This window comes from Gemella sp., from assembly GCF_057272915.1.
The window spans coordinates 20,324-43,381 of sequence record NZ_DBHIUF010000011.1 but is presented as its reverse complement, the minus strand read 5'-3'; the positions used below and the strand labels follow the sequence as shown (position 1 = coordinate 43,381).

The following is a 23,058-nucleotide window of genomic DNA, read 5'->3' as shown; positions in this document are numbered from 1 at the left end:
ACATTAATTTTAACGTAGAATGGTTAATTTTAAAGAGAACTTTATACGAAAAAGTTAAATTCAAGGATATATACAAGAATGAAGAAAAGTTATAAAGAGATATAAGAATTATTAGTAAATATGTTATAATAGAATGTAAGAAAATTAGGATTGAGAGGATCTTTATGGAATTAGAATTATTACAAAAAGCGATAGAAGAAAACTACAACGCATTATCGGAAGTTAGTAACGCAGCATTTAGTTTAGACCCAGTATCAGATGAAAGATTAGTAGAAATCGCAAAAGATGTAAATAAACAGTTAGGATATGAACTGTATGATAAACTAGATAAAGAAAGTTTAGTAGCAGACTTCTCAACTACATCAAGAGAAATGTATAAATATACTCTAGATAAATCAAAATTCTTAAATGATAGACTAGAAAAAGCATTAGTAGAACATTGCGACGATATATTAGTAGATGTAGTAAAAGCACACGAAAACTTCGACTCGATGGAAACGTATGAACTATATACATTAGCATTCAAAGTAAATGAAAAACTAGGATATAGATTATTCAGAGATATCTATTCATACAGCTTAAGACGTGACTTCGAGAGAGTAGCAAAAGCAGTAGAAACATACAAAAAAGAAGGTAAAATAACGAAGTTTATTAAGTAGGAAGTATGGTAGGGATACTGAGGAACAAGATATTAAAATTACGATATTATTTTATAATCATAAAAATAAACTTCTATAAAAATCAAAAAATCAATGGGGAATAGATTATGTTTAAATTGAAAAAGATTAATAGAAACAATATAGGGGAGATTCTGAAATTAGAGGTTTTTGATAATCAGAAAAGTTTTGTAGCTACAAATAATATTAGTATCATAGAAGCATATATAGCAATTACTGAGAATAATCATGTATTCACATTTGGTATTTATAAAGACGATACACCTATTGGTTTTCTAATGATAGGTTATGATGTGAATTCAGATGATGACGGTGCTCCTAAGATAGCTAAAGGAAATTATAATATATGGCGTCTTATGATAGATAAAAAATTCCAAGGGCAAGGATTTGGTAAAGAAGCGATGGATTTAGCTTTAGAATTTATTAATGCCTTTCCTTGCGGAACAGCAAAATATTGTTGGTTATCATATGAAAGTGATAATGATGTAGCACGACAACTATATAAGTCAGTTGGTTTTGTAGAAACTGATGAAAAAGATGGAGATGAAATAGTAGCTATTTTAGAATTAAAGTAGAAATAATACTTGTTTTAGTTATAATATTATTAACTCTAATACTTAAGACATAAAATAGTTTTAAGAAGATAGAAAAAATAGTGATTTAAGTATTGATAGATTAAAACGTAATGTTAATATAAAAATGAAGTTGTCGATTTTATAACGGTGCCACAGGTAAATTTATTTATAAAAAATAATCATCTTTCCCGATCAAAGCAAAGATGGTTATTTTTTTTATTAGTTTTGTAAGGTTACTAAACTAATAAAAAAATAGACTAAAAATTCTGAATATGTATATTTTAATATGTAGCATTTATGATATAATTGAAAAAGTACGATAAAATTTAGTAAGGAAATATAGGTTAATGGCAAAGAAAGAAGTAAATACAGATTTGTGGGTTTATGAACTATTAAAAGAGGCGAAGATTAGCGATAAGTTCACAGCTCAAGGAAGTAATATAAAAGAAATTCACGAAGCACTACAAACAGCATCAAAGCGAGGAACTGGTAAAGTAGGATTTCCTGAATATGTAGGTGTGGTTAGAAACTTTTTAATAGTTATTGAAGATAAAGCCGATACAAATAAACATATCGATTTAACAGATAAAGAGATAATTAGTGAACAAGTAGCTAGTGTTTGTGATTATGCTGTAAATGGTGCATTGTTTTATGGAAAGCATCTTGCAAAAAATACAAATTATAAAGAAATAATAGCTATAGGTATTAGTGGAAATGAAAAAAATCACAAAATTACCCCTATCTATATAGATGATAGAGGGAATTATAAAGTTCTTGATGATTTGGAAACTCTAATCTCATTTAGTGAAAAAAATATTGATGAGTATTACACAAAAGAAATTTTAAAAGAAGATACTCAAAAAGAAAAAGAAACAGCAGAAATTTTGAAAGATGCAAGTGAACTTCATGAAGATTTAAGAAATTATGGGAACTTAGAAGAAAAAAGTAAACCTTTAGTAGTGTCTGGGATACTGCTTGCACTTAGAGAAATTGAGTACAAAAACTTTAGTATAGATAGTTTAATTGGTGATACACAAAAAACTGATGGTCAAAAAATATATGATGCTATAGAAGCAAATTTAGGACGTGCAAATGTTTCGCCACAAGTTAAGAAAAATAAACTACTAAGTCAATTCTCTATTATCCGTGATAATGTCAAAATAAATGAAGTAAATCCTAATCTAGGGAAGACACCACTAAAACATTTTACAGAATTTTTATATGAGAGTATTTATCATAGTATAAAATATAATAATTCTTCTGAAGATTATCTTGGTAGATTTTATGGAGAATTCATGTCGTATAGTGGAGGAGATGGACAAAACTTAGGTATTGTTTTGACTCCTAAACATATTACGGAACTATTTTGTGATTTATTAGCTTTAAAACCAAGTGATAAAATACTTGATCCGTGTTGTGGTACGGCAGGATTTTTAATTGCTGCCATGCACAATATGGTAGGTCAAACAGATGATGAAGGTCAAATCAAACATATTAAAAAACACCAACTTTTTGGAATAGAAGAACAATCGTATATGTTTACTATCGCTACCACTAATATGATTTTACGTGGAGATGGGAAAAGTAATCTAGAAAATGGAGACTTTTTGGCAGAAAATCCAGCACAATTACAACTAAAAGGGTGTAACGTAGGTATGATGAATCCACCGTATTCAATGGGCTCTAAACAAAATCCTAACTTATATGAAATTAATTTCACAAGACATTTGTTAGATTCATTAGTTGAGGATGGGCGTGCTGCTATTATCGTTCCACAAAGTACATTCACAGGAAAAACAAAAGACGAACAAAAAATCAAAGAAGAGATTTTGAAAAATCATACATTAGAAGGTGTTATCACTCTTAATAAAAATACTTTTTATGGTGTCGGTACTAATCCTTGTATTGCACTCTTCACAGCACACAATAAACACCCTAAAAATAAAGTATGTAAATTTATTAACTTTGAGAGTGATGGATATATAGTAAGTAAACATATTGGTCTTATAGATGATGGTTCACATAAAGATAAAAAACAACACTTGCTTGATGTATGGTTCGGTCGAAACGAAGCACCTACTAAATTCTGTGTAGAAACAACGGTTGAAGCAACTGATGAATGGCTACATTCTTTCTATTATTTTAATGATGAAATTCCAAGTGATGAAGATTTTAAAAGAACTATCGCTGATTACTTAACGTTCGAAGTAAATATGATAACTCACGGTCGTGGATATTTATTTGGAATAGAAGATAACAAGGAGGAATATGAAATAAAAGAAACATTGCTGAAGGTTGCTGAAAGTGAGGAAGATTATGAGTAAGTTAACTTTAGATAGTGTGGAATGGGGAGAGTTTAGAATAAAAGATTTGTTTGAGCTTCATCTTTCGAAAGGAGATAATCAAGCTAATTTGTTAGATGAAGGAAATATTCCTCTAGTGTCCTCTGGATTAAATATAAATGGGATTTCAAAATTTATAAGAGAAGGGGACGGCAAGTCTGAGTTATTTGCTGGGAATATCCTCACTGTTGATATGTTTGGGAAAGCATTTTATCATGAATATAATTTTTTTTCTGTATCTCATGGTAGAATAAATATTCTTATTCCTAAATTTGAAATAACAAAGTTTATAGCAGTCTTTATAGTAGCAGAAATCGATAAAAATTTTTCTAATGTATTTTCTTACAATAGAATGTGTTCACAAAAAAGACTTCGTTCTAGTAAAATTCTTCTTCCTATCGACTGTAAAGAAAAACCTAACTGGCAATTTATGGAAGATTACGTCAAACAAGAGATGAAAGTTCAAAGTAAAAAGGTAGCTTCTTATTACGAAAATAAACTAATGAAGCTAGGTTTTGATTTACTCGACTTAGAAGTAGAATGGAAAGAGTTTTTCTTTACAGATATTTTTAAAGAGATTAAACGTGGGAAACGATTAACTAAAAGTAATCAAATTGATGGTAATACTCCATATGTATCATCAACGGGAATAAATAATGGTGTTGATAATTTTATTGGTAATGATGAAAAAGTGAGAAAGTATGCTAATAATTTATCTTTAGCTAATAGTGGAAGTGTGGGTTCTTGTTTTTATCATAAGTATGAATATATAGCAAGTGATCATATAACAGCATTAACTTCAGAATATGCAGATGAATATGTTTATAAATTCATGTCAACGATTATTAGCAGATTAGAAGAAAAATATTCCTTTAATCGTGAAATAAACGATAAGAGAATTTCAAGGGAAAAATTATTCCTTCCTATCGACAAAAATGGTAAACCTCACTGGGAATATATGAGTAACTTTATAAAAAAACTAGAAAAAGAAAATGCAGCGAAAACGCTTAAATATATATATATATATATATATATAGTGGCTAAGAAATTTGAAAACAAATATTTACTGAAAAATGTTTCATGGAAAGAGTTTTTTATCGAAGATATTTGTGAAATTAAATCAGGAAAAGATATTTATGAACGAGAGAGAATTGAAGGCAGGACTCCTTACATTACAGCAACAGCAAACAATAATGGAATAGGGTATTTTATTTCTAATAAAAATACAACATTGCAAGAAAAATGTATATCGGTTAACCGTAATGGCTCGGTAGGATATTCATTTTATCACTCATATCCTGCACTTTTTGGAAATGATACTAGAAAACTAATTCCGAAATACAGAGATGACCATGTGGCGAAGTTTATCTCATTTATGATTTCTAGTCAAAAAGAAAAGTATGGGTATGGTTATAAGATGGGAACAGCTCGCTTGAAACGCCAGAAAATATTACTTCCTGTTAATGAAGAAGAGCATATTGACTATGATTTTATGAAAAAGTATATAATAATACAAGAAATAAAATCTATAAAACAACTCATACATAATTATAGTGGTAATTAGATTAGATAAATAAGCTATTATTAACTAAAAAAACTTTTTAATAAGATCGTATGAGTGCGAAAAAAAATTAAATAATTTCAGATGTAATATGATGTAGTTAATTCCATTTTTAGGATAAATTAAAAACGTAGCGTAATTTGTACTAAAAATGAATATATGGAAGTTGTAAATATAATAATACTAAAATAAGTTTTAAATTTTTCTATACTTTATTTTTTTACAATAAAAACATTCTCTTATTATTTATGTTATAATAAAACATAACAGATTATATTAATTATCAAAGTAAAGGAATTGTTAAATGGGAAATTATAATGAGTTATTAACTCTTAGGAATAAAATAGAAAACACACTGAATTATCAACTTCATTAAGTAATTTGGAATTATATCACAGCAATCTATTTGCTGTTGTTCTGGAAAAATCTGAATTTATTAATCATAAGTTTTTTAGTAATGTTATTGATATTAATAAAAAATATACCGAATTGAAGGTATATAGAGAAAAAAACTCGATTGATTTAACTATCGAGGTTATTGATGAGGATGGACAGACTCATGTAATTTTTATAGAAAATAAAGTTAAGTCTTTACCTGATGAGAATCAATTAATTCGTTATTCTGAAAAAGATTATAATGCTAAAGGTATACTTCTAAGTTTAGTTGAACCTGGATTTGATTTTCCTTATAGTTGGTATAGAAGAAGTTACGGTGAGTTAATTGAGTATTATAATGATTTACTTAAAAAGTAGATGAGACTTTTAGACTATTCTTAATAGATTATATTGATTATATGAAAAATGTGGAAAAATTTATTGAAAAGATGAGTTATGGTGAATCATACTTTTTAGAAGAATCTAGTAATAAGGTACTTGATGGTATGAGATTAAGGTCGGTTATCGAGAAGATTCACTATGCGAATTTACAGAATAAGATTTCTGATTTGGGGTATAAAACATACTCTGGTAGAATAAGGGGAGGACATCATTTTGGAATTGATCTTCCTATTGAAGGTACTACGTCTTCTTTTGATATTCAGATACAAGGAAATCAGTATAGGCATAAGGTTAATTTTTCTCTTGAAGATAAAGCAAAATTAGGTGATTTAGAAAGAATATGTGACAGTATAAAAGAGAAAACTTGTTTGTATCATTTCAATCTAGAGGATAATCCAATTTTACAAAAATCTTCTTCAAGAAAAAAATGGAAGACATATGATAAACGAGATTTTTATGATTATGCACTTATAAAAAAACATGTATCTAGTAAAGAGTTGATTAATTATATAAAAATAGATGAAGCACATCTGAAAATTGTTAAGGAGATTATATTGGAAAATATGGATTAGGAAGAAATAAATTATTCTATTGGTCGGTAATATAAAATAATAAATATTATAGGAGAAATTAATGGAACTAAGAAACGAGAAGTTTGTCATCGATAATAAAGAATGTATTGGATATATTTCAGAGGATACACAATATTTATTAATACAACCTGTTGATGAACATGATATAGAAGTATTGGATAACGAAGTAGAAGAAATTGAAAAAAATACAGATAAACAATTCTCACTTATTGCTTTTAAAATAGAGGACTGGAATAATGAACTTTCTCCTTGAGAAGCACCTCCAGCATTTGGAAAAAAATCTTTCGGTTCTGGTGCTATAGATACTTTAGAATTTATTGAAAGTAAGTTAATACCAGAGGTTAAAGAAAGATACGATTTTGCTGATGATGTTCAGGTGATATTAGGTGGTTATTCTCTAGCGGGATTATTCAGTCTCTGGAGTGCGTACAAGTCAAATACATTTTCAGGGATTGCTGCAGCTTCTCCGTCAGTTTGGTTTAATGGTTGGGAAGAATTTATGAATAATAATACGTCATTAAGTAACACTATTTACCTAAGTTTAGGAGATACTGAAGAGAAAACGAAAAATAAAGTAATGTCTGCTGTTGGAGATAATATTAGAAAACAGGAACAACTGTTAAAAAATGATAAGATAAATATAATATTAGAGTGGAATAAAGGTGGTCATTTTAGCGATTCAGATTTACGTATAGCTAAAGCATTTGTATGGTGTATTGGAAATTTGTGTTAATATTACATTGAATCTTGAGTATATTAAAGTGAATTTTGAATATAGCAGTAAAATTTCAACATATAAATATATTAGTTTAAAAATTTATGAATAATAAGGTAAGAGTTATGACAGAAAAAGAAAAAAATAAAGGTAAAAAATTTAGTGAGATAATTTTTGGAGATAAATATGAACCAATTGATATTGAAAATCTCTCAGATGAGGAATTACGAGCAACAAGATTTGTTGATGGTTGGACAGATGAAGAGGTAGAGAGAATTATAAAAGAATGGGAAAAAAGAGGATTATAATTATCTAAAAAAATGTATTTTTTTGTTCAAGATTTGAATAGTGTTATAGTTGATAAATAGAGAATTGAGGGAATAATAAATGAGTATTACATTAGTAAAAGCAAAAGAATCCGATATGAAAGAAATATGGGAAATGCAAGTAAAGGCATTTAAGAATTTATTAGAAAAGTATCAAGATTATGATATGAACCCAGCGACAGAAAGTTATGAGAATGTTTTGAATAAATATAAACAGCCTTGGACTAGTTACTATTTTATTACTAGAAATAATGAAAAAGTTGGAGTGGTTAGAATCATAGATAGAAAAGATGGAAGTAGGAAACGTATAGCACCTATTTGGATTATGCCTGCATATAGAAATCAAGGACTGGCTCAACTTGCTATGAGAGAAGTAGAAAAAATATATGGCTCACATCATTGGCAATTAGATACGATTTTACAAGAACAAGGTAATATTTATTTATATGAGAAGTTGGGTTATAAGAGGACAGGTGAGATAGAAAATATAAAGGATGGGATGGATATAGTGTATTTATATAAAGATTAAAATTGTTGTATCTTATCAGCCTATTTCCTTTCATTCTATTCTTTTTCACGTTATAATTAAGTTACTATTACAAGAAAATTTCGGAGGTAACATATGAATGAAGTAATTAAAACGATACTAGATCATCGTACGACTCGTAGTTTTGTAAAAGGAAAAGAACTACCTAAGAAACATCTTGAGCAAATTATAGCTAGTTCTAAACAAGGATCTAGCTGGATGAATGGTCAACACTATAGTATTATCGTAACTACAGGTGAGACTAAACAACAAATCGCTGATTTAATCCGTGATAAGGCACCTGGTAATGCGGCTCATATTGAAAATTCTGCTGCGTTCTTACTATATTGTTTAGATTATACTAATATCAAATTAGCATTTGATATTGAAGGTGGAGAGTTTGATATTTCTAATCAATATGAACCATTAATTATCGGTACTTTAGATGTTGGTATTGCGATGCAAAATGCTGCTTTAGCTGCTGAGTCTTTAGGATACGGAATTGTTTATTGTGGTGGAGTAAGAGGTTTTGGAGATAAGATTTCTGAATTACTAAATATTCCAGAAAATGCTCTGTTCCTATGTGGACTAAGTATCGGTGTTAAAGATGAAGAGTTATCTACGGAAAAAGTTAAACCTAGATTACCAGACGCGGCTAATGTAGGATACAATGAATTCCCTAAATCAAATGTAGAAGTATTAAAAGAATACCGTCAAACTATGGTAGACTTCGCTGAAGCACGTGAGACAAAAACATGGACTAAGAAATTCACTGATTTCTATGCACAACCTTCAGGAATAGAAAAAGTAACTAAAGAACTATTAGAAAAAAAGGTTTTGTGAGTGAGAAGAAAAAATAAATTTAAGTGAAATAATTGACATTACTTAAAAAAATAGATATACTAAAAGTGTAGAAGAGTTAATTTAATTCTTTGAAAATAGTGCCGCTTGCTGATGGAGCGGGGTAGAAGTAATTCAGTTCGCAAATAGTGCCGCTTGCTGATGGAGCGGGGTAGAAGTAATTCAGTTCGTAAATCCTCGTCAATTTATTGACGAGGTTTTTTTAGGAGAAATTATGGAAATTAAATTAGGTTATAGTTACCATTTGAAAGATGAATTTTTTTACTAGTAATTGATAGGTATTTAATGAAAAATAAAGAAAATGGTTCGTACAGACCACATTATTATGCTGTTAAAGATTTATCAAATGAAAATATACACTGGATGATTCCAATAAGTTCACGTTTTGAGAAATATGAAAAAATAGTAGATAAAAAAATTCAAAAAGTTGGACGTTGCGATACTATAGTATTAGGGAAATTTTCAGGAAGAAAGTGTGCTTTTCTTATTCAAAATGCATTTCCAGTGCATACTAAATTTATTTCTCATATTCATACAGTGGGAAATAGTCCAGTTAAAGTTCATGATAAGTTGAGTAAAGAAATTGATAAAAAAATGAAAGCTTGTATAGCGTTAAATAAAAAGGGAAATAAAGTATTTTTTAGTGATGTTGAAAAGATATTAGAAATTATCACTAATTTATAGCAATTATAAATTTTTTGAGCACTACAATATATGTGGTGTTTTTTATTACTAAAAAAAGACACCTATGAAATCTCATAAGTGTCTTGCAGAGCAGAAATTTATCTCTCTGAGAAAGTTACCAGTAGAGCATATATTTTTATATCTCTAAGATAATATTAAGTTTAATATATAGTTTAAAGCTTGTCAACATAAGGTTTGTGAGCTTTTTTTCTTTTTTAAAAATTTTTTAAAAAAACTATTGTCAAAAAAGGTCAAACATGTTATAATTTATTTAAGGTCAAAGAAGGTCAAAAAGATAAAACTTAAATATATTCCATAAACCCTTTTAGTTTATTGAGTGTTTAGGTGTATCTTTTGAGGGTAGTATCTTTATTGTATTAGAGATACTGATCAACGAATATAAAAACCTCTTGATCTAATAATTTATTCAAAGGAGATTTACAATGGATATTAATAGTTTTACTAATAGTGTGAAAGAAATCTTAGCGAAATCTTCCGAATTTGCAACTGAGAAAAAAAGTCAAAGTATTACGAGTGAGATGTTCTTAAAAGCAGCTCTTACTGGTAGTAATTTATATAGTGATATATTAGGAAGAGTAAATGTTGATAAGGTGAATTTAACTCAAGAGTTAGATAACGAAATTGCGAAGGTAAATAGTGTAGAAGGAGATAATATCAATTACGCTAGTTATCTAAGTAATGATTTGAATGCTTTATTAATAGAAGCTAATAAATATAAAGAGAAATATGAAGATAAATTTATTTCGTGTGAACATATTGTTCTTGCGAGTTATTTGAAAAATAGTATAGTAAAAAAATATATCGATAAGGTGACTACGTTAAAAGATTTAGTAGCTGTTATCGATAATATCAGAGGAGGTAAAAAAGTTATGAACGAAAATCCAGAAAACAACTACGAAGTTTTAGAAAAATATGGTCGTGATCTTGTAGAAGCTGCACGTAGTGGTAAAATTGATCCTGTGATAGGACGTGATGAAGAGATAAGAAATGTAATTAGAATTTTATCAAGAAAAACAAAAAATAATCCAGTGTTGATAGGGGAACCTGGGGTCGGTAAAACTGCGATTGTTGAGGCACTGGCTCAACGTATTGTACGCGGTGATGTACCTGAAAGTCTTAAAGACAAAACTGTATTCGAACTTGACCTTACCAGTTTAGTCGCAGGAGCTAAATATCGTGGTGAGTTCGAAGAACGACTAAAAGCTGTATTAAAAGAAGTTAAAGAACAAGATGGAAAAATAATTCTATTCATCGATGAAATTCATATGCTTGTAGGTGCTGGTAAAACTGATGGAGCGATGGATGCTGGTAATATCTTAAAACCAATGCTTGCTCGTGGTGAGCTACACTGTATCGGTGCTACAACTCTTAATGAATATCGTCAATATATCGAAAAAGACTCTGCATTAGAACGTCGTTTCCAAAAAGTTCTTGTTAATGAGCCTACTGTAGAAGATACAATCTCAATTCTACGTGGTCTTAAAGAAAGATTCGAAGTTTACCACGGTGTGAAAATCTCTGACCGTGCGATTGTAGAAGCTGCTGAATTATCTAATAGATATATTACTGATAGATTCTTACCAGACAAAGCTATCGATTTAATCGACCAAGCTTGTGCAACTATTAAAACTGAAAACTCTTCTAATCCAGCTGAATTAGATACAATCAATCGTAAAGTTATGCAGCTTGAGATAGAAGAAAAAGCCTTAAGTGGTGAAGATGATGATGTGTCTAAAAGACGTTTAGAAAACTTAAAAGAAGAGTTGGCTAATCTAAAAGAAGAACAAAATAAACTTCAATTACAAGTTGATAGTGAAAAAGAAAAATTATCAGCTGTTAAAAATCTTCGTGAAAAAATCGATAGAGTTAAAGTTGAATTAGAACAAGCTCAAAATAGTTATGACTTAGAAAAAGCTTCTGAGTTACAATATTCTACTTTACCAAAATTAACTCAAGAGTTAGAAGAATTAGAAGAAAAATCTAAACACGAAGAGTATAAACTTCTAAAACAAGAAGTTACTGAAGATGAGATTGGATTTATCGTAAGTCAAATGACTGGTATCCCTGTAACTCGTCTAGTAGAAACTGAAAAAGAAAAATTATTACATCTAGCTGACACTATTCATGAAAAAGTAATAGGTCAAGATGAAGCTGTAGAGAGTGTAACTAACGCAATCTTACGTTCTCGTGCTGGTATCGCAGATCCTAACAGACCTATTGGTAGCTTCCTATTCTTAGGTCCTACAGGGGTAGGTAAAACTGAGCTTGCTAAAGCATTAGCTCTTAACTTATTCGATGATGAACGTAATATCGTGCGTATCGATATGAGTGAATACATGGAAAAACACTCAGTTAGCCGTTTAATCGGTGCCCCTCCAGGATACATCGGTTATGAAGAAGGTGGACAACTTACAGAAAGTGTAAGACGTAATCCTTACAGCATTATCTTAATGGACGAAATCGAAAAAGCTCACCCAGATGTGTTCAATATCTTACTTCAACTTCTTGATGAAGGTACACTTACTGACTCTAAAGGTGTAGTAGTAGATTTTAAAAATACAATTATTATCATGACTTCTAACATCGGTTCATTAGAACTATTAGAAGAAGTTAAAGACGGTGTGATTTCTGAAGAAACTCGTAAAAATGTTACTAACCAACTTTACGGATACTTCAAACCAGAAATTCTTAACCGTATGGATGATATAATTATCTTCAAACCATTAACACAAGATAATATTAAAGGAATCGCTAATAAACTTCTTAACGAACTTGTTGCGCGTATTGCTAATAGAAATATTGCTTTAACATATACTGATAATATTTCTAGCTGGGTTGCAACCGCTGGATTCGATATAAAATTCGGTGCTCGTCCACTAAAACGATTCATTCAAAGTCAAATCGAAAACAAACTTTCAGTTGAATTAATCCGTCATGGTATCGAAGATGGAATGGAAATTCACTTAGACTATGTAGATGACGAATTGAAAATTGATATTAAATAATATTATTTAGCCCCATACAGAGAATGATTTGACGAATTCGATTTATCTTAAATCGTAAGTTTTGAGTCACTCTCAAATAACTATAGACCTCAGGAGAAATCCTGGGGTCTTTTTTATAAGGTTATATGAATTTAAAAAGATTAAAGTGTTGTAATTTATTATCTTTTGTATAAATGAAATTTATAGTATAATGATAAAATAAATAAAAACCCAGATGAAGTATGTGTATAGGAGGAATTTTAATGAAAATAGCGGTTATGGCTGGAACACCAATTGATTCGAAATTAGGTGCGGAGCTACTAAATTCATATGGCTATGATGATGTAGTTTTAGTGCCAATTTCTAATAATCCAGTAGAGCAAACTACGTTCCAAGCTTTAGAAGATGAAGAACGCGAAAATATTATTGTAAAAATTATTGAAGAACTAAAAGAGAAAGATTGTGATGCAATTTTTGTATACTGTAACTCACTTAGTTCGGTTGTCGATTTCGATAGATTGGCAGAAAAAATGAATATTTCTATTATTACTCCTATGCAGATGTATAGAAATCTAGGTCTTGAGTATAAGTATCTGGCTGTAATGGCTGCGAACTCTCATGGTCTTACAGGTGTAGAGAACAATCTTTATGTATCGAATCCGCGTCTACGTGTATTAGGATTATCGATGTTGGAGCTTGTTAAGGCGATTGAAGAGGGCTATAAACCTGAACAGATAGTAGAAGATTTCAACTTCAAAAAATTGTTTAATTATTTTGAATTAACGAATGTAGAAGCTGTTGTTCTTGGATGTACTCATTTTCCTTATATCAAAAAAGAGCTAGAAAAAATCACAAAACTACCAATTATAGATGTTGGTGTATTTATGATTAATAGTATGGAGAAAAGATAAAATAAAAAATGAAGTAATTCTATAAAATTAATTAGAATTACTTCATTTTAATATTAAAATTTACTTTCTGCTTTTTCATATGCATTATAAAATATTGGTGCATTTATATTATATTGTTTTCCAGTATCGTATAGGCATTTACAGACGAATAATAAATCTTTTGTATTGTTATGCAGTGTCATAATCTTTCTAGTAAGAATATTAGTAGCAAACATTCGTTTCATTATTGGTGCAGAAATGAATATAGGAAGTTTATAACCCCAAAGTTCATTTCTATAGTGTTTTAAGTTTACACCACGTGCTTTTATAATCTTAGAAGTTTCTCTTATTGCACAAACCGCTTCAGCTAATAGTTTAGATGAAGACATAAGATTCTCTGCAGCCTCAGTAGGATTATCCATATCTGCATGTTTTGCTGCGATAGATACTACACCAGCATTAATAGCCATATGTAACCAAATCCATTCAAGCATATCATATGGTGTTTCTAACTTAATGTTACAACTTTCAAATAGTGATACTAGCTTATCATAATTATTTATTTTAGAATTTTCTTTTTTCTCTAGTATAAAATGATCAAAAATACAACATGTAAGAGTAGTATCTACAATATTACCACCAGCTACAGGATAACCAAGAATATATTCTCTACCTTGCATTACTTTTTCAAGATACTTCTTATCTTCCCAAATACCACAACATAGTATAATAGTTCCTTTGATATTGTCAGAGTTTAAAGTTTCGATAACACTTTCAATATTTCCTGCTGGCATACTAATAAAAATAAAATCATAGTTATCTTTTGTATGAGTATTTACTTTATAAGTATCAGTATAGTGATCACCTTTTTTATTATTTCTACCATCTAACATATCAACATTTAATTTTGTTATATTAATTTTTTTACTGCTTTTTCTAATATAATGTTCTACATTATGACCAGCTTTATTAAATAAATTGCTATATGAAGTTCCGATAGTTCCAAGTCCAATAGCTAGTATATCCATAAATCCACCTCACAAAATAATTATAATTATTATACTATAGATAAAATTATTTATCTATAACTGAAAAAGTATTGTAAGAAAATAAACTACATGTTAGAATAAGTTTACGTATTTTTTTGAGTAGAGGAGAGATGTTATGCCGATTGGGGTTTTAATTAATACTGTCGCAATATTTCTAGGAGGTATAGCAGGGGCGTTGTTGGGAGATAAATTACCTGAAAAGTATAAAGAACAGCTGAATATGATATTTGGTCTTTGTTCGATGGGAATGGGTATAGCGTCGATTGGTCTTATGAAATATATGCCTGCGGTAATATTCGCGATTATTATAGGGACATTAGCAGGTTTGTTTTTTAATCTTGGAGATTTAGTCTATAGAGCCTGTCAAAAAATGCAAAAACTTATGGTGAAAGTCGTTCCAAAACCTAATACTTCTATGTCAGAAACGGAGTTTTTAGCTACATTAATTACGGTGATAGTGCTGTTTTGTTCCAGTGGAATGGGGATATATGGAAGTCTTAGTGAAGGAATAACAGGAGATCCTAGTCTACTGATTACGAAGTCTATTCTAGATTTCTTTACGGCTGCTATTTTTGCTTGTAATCTTGGGTATATTGTTTCACTAATAGCAGTACCACAGTTTGTTATTTTTACGTTTTTATTTTTATCAGCAGGATTGATAGTTCCGCTTACGACACCTGATATGATTAATGACTTTAAAGCTTGTGGTGGTTTCTTAATGGTTGCTGCAGGATTTAGAATATTGAAACTTAAGATGTTTCCAGTAGTAGATATGGTGCCTGCTATGATATTAGTTATGCCATTTAGTTGGCTTTGGGTCAATGTAATTTTACATTTACTATAAAATATTATAAAAAATAAAGCTAGTTAGAAATATTTCTGACTAGCTTTTTGTGTATTTATTATTTTAAATTGAGAGTTTCTCAACTTCTGAGTTTTTTATTTTCCTTCTAAGTAACTTTCGTTTCTTTCTTTTGCTTGTTCGAAGATTGAATTGTATTCTTCTACCATTGCTTCTGTGTATTCACCTTTTTCTAGGTCACAGTCTAAACCATAAAGTACTTTTTCCACTCTTTCAAAAACATCTTCAAGTGTGAATTTTTTATTAAGTAGATTTTCTAGAGTTTCCATACATTCTGGATCAACATTTGGATACTTGTATCTTACTTCTTGATCATCGATCCCAATCTCATAGAAATCTTTCATGATGTTTGCACGCTTTTGTTGATCACCAAAAATACTTATGTAGATTGAAACTACTACCGCTTCTTTAATTTTTCTTTGAGCAATCCCTGCAAATTTCTTTCCATCTATGCTTAGGTCGTAATCCCCTGGACAGTACGAATTTTCAATTTCTACCGCTTCGATTTTGTCAGCACCTTCTGGGAAGATTGCCTTAATAAAAGATGTCATAAGCTCATAACCTTCATTAATAGAAAAGTTTTCTTTAGGTTTATTCATAACGATTGATAAGTTTAGAATTCCTTTGTCTGAAATTATCCCAAGACCACCGATATTTCTAACGGCTGGAATTATATTATTTCTATAAAATGCAAATAATGCCTGTTCAAAGTATGGTACGCGTGTATCTGGTGCACCGATTATTGCAGAGTTTGGTAATGTATATAAATGTAATATACAATCATCACTATTAGATACTGTGCGTAAGAACATTTCATCAGTAGCAATAGGGATTAAGGGATTCACAATATTTAAAGTTTTATAAACATTGAATTTTCTATTTCGAATAAGATCTAGCATAGCTACTCCTTTAACATGTCGATAATATTTTATATCTTAAAAATTAATACTTTATAATTATAAGTTATGCGACTAATTTATGCAAGGTTTTAATGAATTACATATTATAAAAAAGTGACTCGAACATCGTGATTTTAGAAAAAAATTTGTCGAGTCACATCTGTGTATATTATATTATAAGTTAAGTTTGTAATCCTCTGGTTTAATAATCGGTAAAATCTTCGTGAATAATTTTACGAAGAAAAAACCAGAAACTACTGGAATTACTACGAAGACTATAGCTGCTTTTAATAATTCTAAAGCACTTCCGTTAGTAGTCGCAAGGTGAGCTAATGGTCCTACTAATCCACTGAATCCAAATCCGGCACTCATAGGTGTTCCTTGAATATTTAGTATCGCTGCGAACACTCCTGAGACAGCTGCGCTACAAAGAACTGGTAGCATGATTTTTGGTTTGGCGAAAATATTTGCCATAGAAATCTTTGGTGAACCGATAAAGTGCGCAAAACAAACTCCTTTAGAGTTTACAGCCCAACCCGCGATTGCAAGAGTAAATCCACATGCACAAATTCCTAGGTTTGCAGCACCTGAGGCAATACCTTCTATATTAATCGCTAGAGCAACTCCAACTGATGTAATTGGAGAAACTACAAGACACGCAAAAATCATAGCGATTAGAATAGTAAGGATAATCGGTTGTAAAGTAAGTAAATGTTTAATTCCATCTCCAAGTAATTTTGTTGCACCTGAGAAGAAAGGAAGTGTGAATCTACCGATACCTCCGATAATTACCAATGTAAGTGGTGGTAGTATAATTACCGCATAGTTTTTAGCTTTATCTCCGATTAGCAGTATGAAAGCTGTAGCCAGTGCAGCTGTGAAAATCATCGTTACGATATCTCCAGAACCTTTTAGCATTAAGCCAGTTTTATCTGGTGTTGGTATTATTGAACCACCAGCAAATAATGTAGCTAATCCGATTGAAACACTCTGTACAGGTGTAAATTTAAAGAATAATCCAATTATTATTCCTGAAGCTAATCCTATCATGGCATTAGAAATAGTTATTGATAATGATAAAAACGCAAGTGATGGATATAGCTTTCCTATATATTTAAGTAGTTCACCAAGTAAGGCACCTGGTACTAAACAAAGCACAGTTCCTAAGGCGATACCATTAAGGACGTTCATGGTGAACTTTTTTATTGTAATTTTTTCTGACATAAACAATATCTCCTTTTTTTATATTCATACCCTAAAAAGGTTACTAATTATTATAACGTAAAATATATTGTTTGTATATGAAAAAATGCAGAATTTAAGAGTAATTCATTATAGGAGATTTAACTTTGTTTTAACTTTAGGTAGTATAGTGTATAATAATATAAGAGAAACTATAAAAATAGGAGGTATAAAATGAGAATACTAAGAAGTTTACTATCGTTATTAATAGTATTAGCGCTTTTTGGTGGTGGGTTAACTTATGCATTAACGCCTAGTGAGAGTATAAAAACTTCAGAAAAACTAGCAAATGTTCAAGCAGCTACAACAGTACAGGATTTAAATAGTGATTTGATTTCTAATGTAGGTTTTGCAAATTCAAAGTTATCAACATCTTTAAAATTAGATAATAAAACATTTCTTTCAATCTTTAAAAATGCAGTTGAAAAAGATTCAGAATTATTAAACGGAAGTTATAAATTAGTTGGAAATCATATTGAAGCGAAATTGCCTGTGAAACTAGGACTGTGGGATACTATTATTACCACAAATATAAGAGTCGTCGGTGCGAATAATGGTGTAGAGTTAATTTTAGAAGATGCAAAAATTGGTAAAGTACCTATTCCTGATTTTGCTTTGGAAAAATATTTGAAAGAAGCACTGACAGGGACTGGAGTTGGAGTGAATGGAAATTTGGTTTCAATAAAGGCTTTAGGTCTACCGGTTAATGTTGATAGCGTGGAACTATCAGGTGGTAATATTAACGTGACTGCTTCATTAACTCAACAACAAGTACTTCAATATACTGCTGATGCATTAAAAAATTTAAGAAGAGGATAAAAAATAATTTAAGACTTTAGAAAAAATTATATAAAAGAATGAAAAAATTATTCATATCTCATTTATATAAGGTTTTACTGAAGTCTTTTTATAAATTTCAAAATGTTTTCAGAAAATTTTAAATTAAATTCACATAAAATACTTGAAAGTTTATGATTTATGTAATATAATATACATATCGTAAATAAAGACAAGACGACTATGTGGAGTTTTAGAGAGAAACTGGTAGGTGGAAAGTTTTATAGAAGCATAGGAGTTATCACTTTATTGTGTAATAATTTTAATAGAACAAACAAGTGCTCTTGGTAGGAGTTAAAAGAGGTGGTACCGTGGATACATTTCGCCCTCTATAACTTTTACTAAGAGTTTTTTATTTTGAAAGGAGAAAAAATGGTAGAATTAAAAGATACATTATTAATGCCAAATACGAAGTTTCCAATGCGTGGAAATCTTCCAAATAAAGAACCTGAATTCCTAAAACGTTGGGAAGAAATGGATTTATACAACAAAATTTTAGAAAAAAATGCTGGGAAACCATCATATGTACTACATGACGGACCTCCATATGCGAATGGTAACATTCACACTGGACACGCATTAAACAAAATCTTAAAAGACTTTATCGTTAAATATAAAAATATGAATGGTTTTGTTTCACCTTATGTTCCAGGTTGGGATACTCACGGTCTTCCAATCGAGCAAGTATTAGTAAACAATGGTGTTGATAGAAAATCTATGCCAGCTAATAAATTTAGAAACAAATGTAAAGATTATGCCTTAAAACAAGTTGATAAACAACGTGCCGACTTCAAAAAACTTGGAGTATTAGGTGATTGGGATAACCCATACTTAACTTTAGATCCAAAATTTGAAGCTGAACAAATCCGTGTATTCGGTAAAATGGTAGACAAAGGATACATCTACAAAGGGTTAAAACCTATTTACTGGTCACCATCTTCAGAATCTGCATTAGCTGAAGCTGAAATCGAGTACCATGACCACACTTCACCATCTATCTATGTTGCGTTTGACTTAGTTAGTGAGAATGGTGTAGTTGAAAAAGGAACTAAGTTTGTTATCTGGACAACTACTCCTTGGACATTACCTGCGAACTTAGGTATTGCTGTTCACCCTGATTTTGAATACCAAGTAGTTAAGTACAATGGAGAAAGTTACTTAGTAGCTAAAGAAAGAGTTGCATTCTTAACTGAAAAATTTGGTTGGGAAAACTATGAAACTGGTGAAGTATTAGTAGGTAAAGATTTAGAGTATTTACTATGTCAACACCCATTCTTAGATAGAACATCTACATTAATCTTAGCAGATTATGTTACTCTTGATTCAGGGACTGGGCTAGTTCATACAGCTCCTGGACACGGGGTTGATGACTATCTTGTAGGTCAATTACAATACAAACTTGGAGTATTATCACCAGTTGATAACCAAGGTGTTCTTACAGAAGAAGCAGGACAATTTGCTGGTAAATTCGTATTTGATGCGAACAAAGACATTATCGCTCATTTAGCTGAAACTGGAGCATTATTAAAACAAGAAGATATTACTCACTCATACCCACATGACTGGAGAAGTAAAAAACCAATTATCTTCAGAGCTACACCACAATGGTTCTGTTCTGTGGATGCATTCCGTTCTGAATTATTAGAAGCTGTAGATAACACTAAATTCTACAGTGAGTGGGGTAAACCAAGATTATATAACATGATTCGTGACCGTGGTGACTGGGTAATCAGTCGTCAACGTGTTTGGGGTGTGCCAATTCCTGTATTCTATGCTGAAAATGGTGAAGCTATCCTTGATATCGACTTAATCGAACACGTAGCGAAAATCTTCGAAGAAGAAGGATCAACAGTTTGGTTCTACAAAGAAGCTAAAGAATTATTACCAGAAGGATACACTCACCCAGGAAGTCCAAATGGTGAATTCACTAAAGAAATGGACATCATGGACGTATGGTTTGATTCTGGAACATCTCACCAAGGATGTTGTGCAATTCGTAAAGAGTTAACATATCCTGCTGACTTATACCTAGAAGGAAGTGACCAATACCGTGGATGGTTCAACTCTTCATTAATCACTTCTGTAGCGGTATCTGGAGTAGCTCCATATAAAGAGTTAGTATCTGCTGGATTCGTTATGGACGGAAATGGTAACAAGATGAGTAAATCATTAGGTAACGTTATCTCTCCAAATGATGTAGGTAAAGAATTAGGTGCTGAGATTATTCGTTTATGGTCTGCAAGTGTAGACTATACTCAAGACGTACGTATCTCTAAAGATATCTTAAAACAAGTTTCTGAAACATACAGAAAAATTAGAAATACTTTCCGTTTCTTACTAGGAAACTTATACAATGGAAGCTTCAACAACAAAACAGATCTTCTTGCATATGAAGACCTTGAAGAATTAGATAAATATATGGTTCTTAAGTTTGAAAAAGTTGTTGCGAAAGTATTAGATTACTACGAAAACTATCAATTTAACAGTATTACTACTGAATTAATTAACTTCTTTAACGTTGAATTATCTTCATTCTACCTAGACTACGGTAAAGATATCCTTTATATCGAAGGTGAAGATTCTCACAAACGTCAAAGTATGTTAACAGTTCTTTACACAGTATTAAGTAAATCTGTAAGATTATTTGCACCTATTCTTTCATTCACTACAGAAGAAGTATACGACAATATGCCATATGAAGATGCTGAATCTGTTCACTTAACTGACTTCCCAGTTAAGAACTTAATCAATGATGCAGTATTAGAAGCTAAATGGGATAAACTTTTAGAGGTTCGTGATGATGTTAATAAAGCATTAGAAGAAAGCCGTAACGAAAAAGTTATTGGTAAATCTCTAGAAGCAGCTGTTGAAGTATACAGCAATGATGCAGAAGTAGTTGAGCTATTAAACTCTGTTGCTAACTTAAACCAATTCTTCATCGTAAGTAAAGTAGAAGTTAAAGAAAATGATGGTGTAGCTTATGATCTTGCTACTGTTAAAGTAACTAAAGCTGAAGGACACCGTTGTGAACGTTGTTGGAACATCGTTGATGAAGTAAACGAAGAAGGTTTATGCCCACGTTGTGCTAGCATTTTAAACAAATAATAGAATAACTTACACATAGAACTTAGGTTAAATTTAATCTAAGTTCTATTTTTTTATAAAAAATATTATAAGTACAAAAAAATGGACAGATGTCTTGCTATAATTAAATCACAAAACGAAGAGGTGATTAAAAATGGAAAAAGATTATATTACAATTACAGGAATGCAACATTATTTTGGAACAACAGTTTTTAAAGTAGGAGATGTTATAAGCTGTGAAAAAGAGTTTGATAATGATTATGATGAAGAAGCGATAAAAGTTATGATGAAAACTTTTGGTAAGGTTGGATACGTAGCTAATTCAAGTCATACTGTGGCAAAAGGTACAAAAAGTGCAGGAAGAATCTATGATAAAGTAGGAGATAATAGGGTATGTTTTGTCACTGGTGGTTCTGTGATTGCAGAAGTTGTTAACAAAGATGTAAAAATACATAAAAGTAATAGAAAAATTCGTAAATAGTTGTTATTATATACATAAGTGCATATAAGGAGCAAAATTTATGGAAAAAGGAAGATATCAAAAATTAAAGCTATTGTACTTATTAGAAATATTAAGAGACTATAGCGATGAAAATACTTATTTAAGTGTAAAAGAGTTAACAAACTTACTTTTAAAAAATGAAATAGTTGTAGAGAGAAAAACTTTATACAAAGATATAGAATTATTACAAGATTATGGATTTAATATCGTGGTGGAAAAAAATGGTCGTGAAAATACTTATGCTTTAGTAGAAAGAGAGTTTGAACTTGCTGAGGTTAAAATGCTTATTGATGTTATTCAGGCAAGCAAGTTCTTAACTGCGAAAAAATCGCGTGATTTAATTTTAAAACTGAAGAAATTAGCGAGTAAACAACAGGTACAAAAAATTCAAAGGCAGGTATATTCTTTCGAAGAAAATAAATATATAAATGAAAATATTTATTATAATGTCGATGCTATTCATAATGCAATTGCAGAAAATAAGCAAATTAATTTTAATTATTGGCAATGGAATTATAAGAAACAGATGATTGATAGGAAAAATGGTGAAGTTTATAATGTAAGTCCATTCGCTCTAGTATGGAATGATGAAAATTATTATATGGTTGCTTATGATGCTAAGACAGATTTAATAAAAAATTATCGTGTTGATAAGATGAGAAACGTTGTTATTGCTGAGAATGATAGATTAGGTCATGATAAGTTTCAAAAAGAAGATATATCGAGTTATTCGAAGAAAATCTTCGGTATGTATGGTGGAACTTTAGAAAGGGTGACTTTGGAGTTTAAAGAATCGTTAATTGGAGCAATTGTCGATAGATTCGGTAAAGATATTATTATTCACAAAAAAGATGATTCTTATCAAACTTCTGTAGAAGTCATGTGTAGTAGTCATTTCTTAGGTTGGATTTTCTCTTTAGGTAGTGATATTGAAATATTAGCGCCTCAAAATGTTCAAGACTTATATGTGAGGGAAGTAGAGAGTTTACTAAAAAAATATAAATAAAAAATATTCTAGTAGGATTTTAAGAGGGAGTTCTACTAGAATTTT

Annotated in this window: 22 protein-coding genes; 19 read left to right on the top strand and 3 right to left on the bottom strand. The window is 30.4% G+C overall.

Annotated elements, in window-relative coordinates:
* Positions 1-164 precede the first annotated feature (164 nt).
* From ACO6OL_RS05865 to ACO6OL_RS05800, 14 genes are all read left to right on the top strand, one after another.
* Positions 165-659: a hypothetical protein gene (locus ACO6OL_RS05865; protein WP_485502464.1), complete on the top strand. Its 495-nt coding sequence runs from the start codon at positions 165-167 to the stop codon at positions 657-659.
* 107 nt (positions 660-766) lie between these two features.
* Complete coding sequence (locus ACO6OL_RS05860) at positions 767-1,252, top strand: GNAT family N-acetyltransferase (protein WP_485502463.1); 486 nt, start codon at positions 767-769, stop codon at positions 1,250-1,252.
* Positions 1,253-1,599: 347 nt separating this feature from the next.
* Complete coding sequence (locus ACO6OL_RS05855; protein ID WP_485502462.1) at positions 1,600-3,576, top strand: HsdM family class I SAM-dependent methyltransferase; 1,977 nt, start codon at positions 1,600-1,602, stop codon at positions 3,574-3,576.
* The gene (locus tag ACO6OL_RS05850; protein ID WP_485502461.1) at positions 3,569-5,158 is read left to right on the top strand and encodes a restriction endonuclease subunit S; all 1,590 of its coding nucleotides are present in this window, start codon (positions 3,569-3,571) and stop codon (positions 5,156-5,158) included. The genes ACO6OL_RS05855 and ACO6OL_RS05850 overlap by 8 nt, the downstream gene beginning before the upstream one ends.
* 378 nt (positions 5,159-5,536) lie before the next feature.
* Positions 5,537-5,908 (top strand): PD-(D/E)XK nuclease family protein, encoded by a 372-nt coding sequence (locus ACO6OL_RS05845; protein ID WP_485502460.1) that lies wholly within the window; start codon positions 5,537-5,539, stop codon positions 5,906-5,908.
* Between the two features lie 41 nt (positions 5,909-5,949).
* The gene (locus tag ACO6OL_RS05840; RefSeq protein ID WP_485502459.1) at positions 5,950-6,504 is read left to right on the top strand and encodes a hypothetical protein; all 555 of its coding nucleotides are present in this window, start codon (positions 5,950-5,952) and stop codon (positions 6,502-6,504) included.
* Positions 6,505-6,565: 61 nt separating this feature from the next.
* On the top strand, positions 6,566-6,778 hold the full coding sequence (locus ACO6OL_RS05835; RefSeq protein ID WP_485502458.1) for a hypothetical protein: 213 nt from the start codon (positions 6,566-6,568) through the stop codon (positions 6,776-6,778).
* A 45-nt stretch (positions 6,779-6,823) separates the two neighbouring features.
* Positions 6,824-7,258, top strand: a complete 435-nt coding sequence (locus ACO6OL_RS05830) for an alpha/beta hydrolase-fold protein (protein ID WP_485502474.1) — start codon at positions 6,824-6,826, stop codon at positions 7,256-7,258.
* Positions 7,259-7,365: 107 nt separating this feature from the next.
* Positions 7,366-7,548, top strand: a complete 183-nt coding sequence (locus tag ACO6OL_RS05825; protein WP_485502457.1) for a hypothetical protein — start codon at positions 7,366-7,368, stop codon at positions 7,546-7,548.
* A gap of 79 nt (positions 7,549-7,627) precedes the next feature.
* Complete coding sequence (locus ACO6OL_RS05820; RefSeq protein WP_485502456.1) at positions 7,628-8,095, top strand: GNAT family N-acetyltransferase; 468 nt, start codon at positions 7,628-7,630, stop codon at positions 8,093-8,095.
* A 93-nt stretch (positions 8,096-8,188) separates the two neighbouring features.
* Positions 8,189-8,935 carry a nitroreductase family protein gene (locus ACO6OL_RS05815; protein ID WP_485502455.1) on the top strand — a complete coding sequence of 249 codons (747 nt, stop codon included), beginning with the start codon at positions 8,189-8,191 and terminating at the stop codon, positions 8,933-8,935.
* A 273-nt stretch (positions 8,936-9,208) separates the two neighbouring features.
* Positions 9,209-9,637, top strand: a complete 429-nt coding sequence (gene cptIN, locus ACO6OL_RS05810; RefSeq protein WP_485502473.1) for a type III toxin-antitoxin system CptIN family toxin — start codon at positions 9,209-9,211, stop codon at positions 9,635-9,637.
* Positions 9,638-10,080: 443 nt separating this feature from the next.
* Positions 10,081-12,663: an ATP-dependent chaperone ClpB gene (clpB, locus tag ACO6OL_RS05805; RefSeq protein WP_485502454.1), complete on the top strand. Its 2,583-nt coding sequence runs from the start codon at positions 10,081-10,083 to the stop codon at positions 12,661-12,663.
* 242 nt (positions 12,664-12,905) lie between these two features.
* Positions 12,906-13,553 carry a glutamate racemase gene (locus tag ACO6OL_RS05800; protein WP_485502453.1) on the top strand — a complete coding sequence of 216 codons (648 nt, stop codon included), beginning with the start codon at positions 12,906-12,908 and terminating at the stop codon, positions 13,551-13,553.
* A 53-nt stretch (positions 13,554-13,606) separates the two neighbouring features.
* Here ACO6OL_RS05800 and ACO6OL_RS05795 read toward each other — a convergent pair whose 3' ends face one another.
* Positions 13,607-14,560 (bottom strand): ketopantoate reductase family protein, encoded by a 954-nt coding sequence (locus ACO6OL_RS05795; RefSeq protein WP_485502452.1) that lies wholly within the window; start codon positions 14,558-14,560, stop codon positions 13,607-13,609.
* A gap of 136 nt (positions 14,561-14,696) precedes the next feature.
* Here ACO6OL_RS05795 and ACO6OL_RS05790 point away from each other — a divergent pair, with 136 nt between their 5' ends.
* The gene (locus ACO6OL_RS05790) at positions 14,697-15,425 is read left to right on the top strand and encodes a DUF554 domain-containing protein (RefSeq protein WP_485502451.1); all 729 of its coding nucleotides are present in this window, start codon (positions 14,697-14,699) and stop codon (positions 15,423-15,425) included.
* Positions 15,426-15,520: 95 nt separating this feature from the next.
* Here ACO6OL_RS05790 and ACO6OL_RS05785 read toward each other — a convergent pair whose 3' ends face one another.
* On the bottom strand, positions 15,521-16,342 hold the full coding sequence (locus ACO6OL_RS05785) for a lipoate--protein ligase family protein (protein WP_485502450.1): 822 nt from the start codon (positions 16,340-16,342) through the stop codon (positions 15,521-15,523).
* 174 nt (positions 16,343-16,516) lie between these two features.
* The gene (locus ACO6OL_RS05780; RefSeq protein ID WP_485502449.1) at positions 16,517-17,566 is read right to left on the bottom strand and encodes a PTS sugar transporter subunit IIC; all 1,050 of its coding nucleotides are present in this window, start codon (positions 17,564-17,566) and stop codon (positions 16,517-16,519) included.
* Positions 17,567-17,758: 192 nt separating this feature from the next.
* On the opposite strand from ACO6OL_RS05780, the gene ACO6OL_RS05775 reads away from it, so the two are divergent.
* From ACO6OL_RS05775 to ACO6OL_RS05760, 4 genes are all read left to right on the top strand, one after another.
* On the top strand, positions 17,759-18,403 hold the full coding sequence (locus ACO6OL_RS05775; RefSeq protein WP_314396411.1) for a hypothetical protein: 645 nt from the start codon (positions 17,759-17,761) through the stop codon (positions 18,401-18,403).
* 390 nt (positions 18,404-18,793) lie between these two features.
* Positions 18,794-21,526 (top strand): isoleucine--tRNA ligase, encoded by a 2,733-nt coding sequence (gene ileS / locus ACO6OL_RS05770; RefSeq protein WP_485502448.1) that lies wholly within the window; start codon positions 18,794-18,796, stop codon positions 21,524-21,526.
* 133 nt (positions 21,527-21,659) lie between these two features.
* Positions 21,660-21,986, top strand: a complete 327-nt coding sequence (locus ACO6OL_RS05765) for an HIRAN domain-containing protein (RefSeq protein ID WP_485502447.1) — start codon at positions 21,660-21,662, stop codon at positions 21,984-21,986.
* Between the two features lie 40 nt (positions 21,987-22,026).
* Positions 22,027-23,013, top strand: a complete 987-nt coding sequence (locus ACO6OL_RS05760; protein ID WP_485502446.1) for a helix-turn-helix transcriptional regulator — start codon at positions 22,027-22,029, stop codon at positions 23,011-23,013.
* Positions 23,014-23,058 lie beyond the last annotated feature (45 nt).

Bases quoted from the DNA above. Each gene is read 5' to 3' on its own strand.
- ACO6OL_RS05865 (WP_485502464.1), top strand. From the start codon at position 165: ATGGAATTAGAATTATTACAAAAAGCGATAGAAGAAAACTACAACGCA.
- ACO6OL_RS05860 (WP_485502463.1), top strand. From the start codon at position 767: ATGTTTAAATTGAAAAAGATTAATAGAAACAATATAGGGGAGATTCTG.
- ACO6OL_RS05855 (WP_485502462.1), top strand. From the start codon at position 1,600: ATGGCAAAGAAAGAAGTAAATACAGATTTGTGGGTTTATGAACTATTA.
- ACO6OL_RS05850 (WP_485502461.1), top strand. From the start codon at position 3,569: ATGAGTAAGTTAACTTTAGATAGTGTGGAATGGGGAGAGTTTAGAATA.
- ACO6OL_RS05840 (WP_485502459.1), top strand. From the start codon at position 5,950: ATGAAAAATGTGGAAAAATTTATTGAAAAGATGAGTTATGGTGAATCA.
- ACO6OL_RS05835 (WP_485502458.1), top strand. From the start codon at position 6,566: ATGGAACTAAGAAACGAGAAGTTTGTCATCGATAATAAAGAATGTATT.
- ACO6OL_RS05825 (WP_485502457.1), top strand. From the start codon at position 7,366: ATGACAGAAAAAGAAAAAAATAAAGGTAAAAAATTTAGTGAGATAATT.
- ACO6OL_RS05820 (WP_485502456.1), top strand. From the start codon at position 7,628: ATGAGTATTACATTAGTAAAAGCAAAAGAATCCGATATGAAAGAAATA.
- ACO6OL_RS05815 (WP_485502455.1), top strand. From the start codon at position 8,189: ATGAATGAAGTAATTAAAACGATACTAGATCATCGTACGACTCGTAGT.
- clpB (WP_485502454.1), top strand. From the start codon at position 10,081: ATGGATATTAATAGTTTTACTAATAGTGTGAAAGAAATCTTAGCGAAA.
- ACO6OL_RS05800 (WP_485502453.1), top strand. From the start codon at position 12,906: ATGAAAATAGCGGTTATGGCTGGAACACCAATTGATTCGAAATTAGGT.
- ACO6OL_RS05795 (WP_485502452.1), bottom strand. From the start codon at position 14,560: ATGGATATACTAGCTATTGGACTTGGAACTATCGGAACTTCATATAGC.
- ACO6OL_RS05790 (WP_485502451.1), top strand. From the start codon at position 14,697: ATGCCGATTGGGGTTTTAATTAATACTGTCGCAATATTTCTAGGAGGT.
- ACO6OL_RS05785 (WP_485502450.1), bottom strand. From the start codon at position 16,342: ATGCTAGATCTTATTCGAAATAGAAAATTCAATGTTTATAAAACTTTA.
- ACO6OL_RS05780 (WP_485502449.1), bottom strand. From the start codon at position 17,566: ATGTCAGAAAAAATTACAATAAAAAAGTTCACCATGAACGTCCTTAAT.
- ACO6OL_RS05775 (WP_314396411.1), top strand. From the start codon at position 17,759: ATGAGAATACTAAGAAGTTTACTATCGTTATTAATAGTATTAGCGCTT.
- ileS (WP_485502448.1), top strand. From the start codon at position 18,794: ATGGTAGAATTAAAAGATACATTATTAATGCCAAATACGAAGTTTCCA.
- ACO6OL_RS05765 (WP_485502447.1), top strand. From the start codon at position 21,660: ATGGAAAAAGATTATATTACAATTACAGGAATGCAACATTATTTTGGA.
- ACO6OL_RS05760 (WP_485502446.1), top strand. From the start codon at position 22,027: ATGGAAAAAGGAAGATATCAAAAATTAAAGCTATTGTACTTATTAGAA.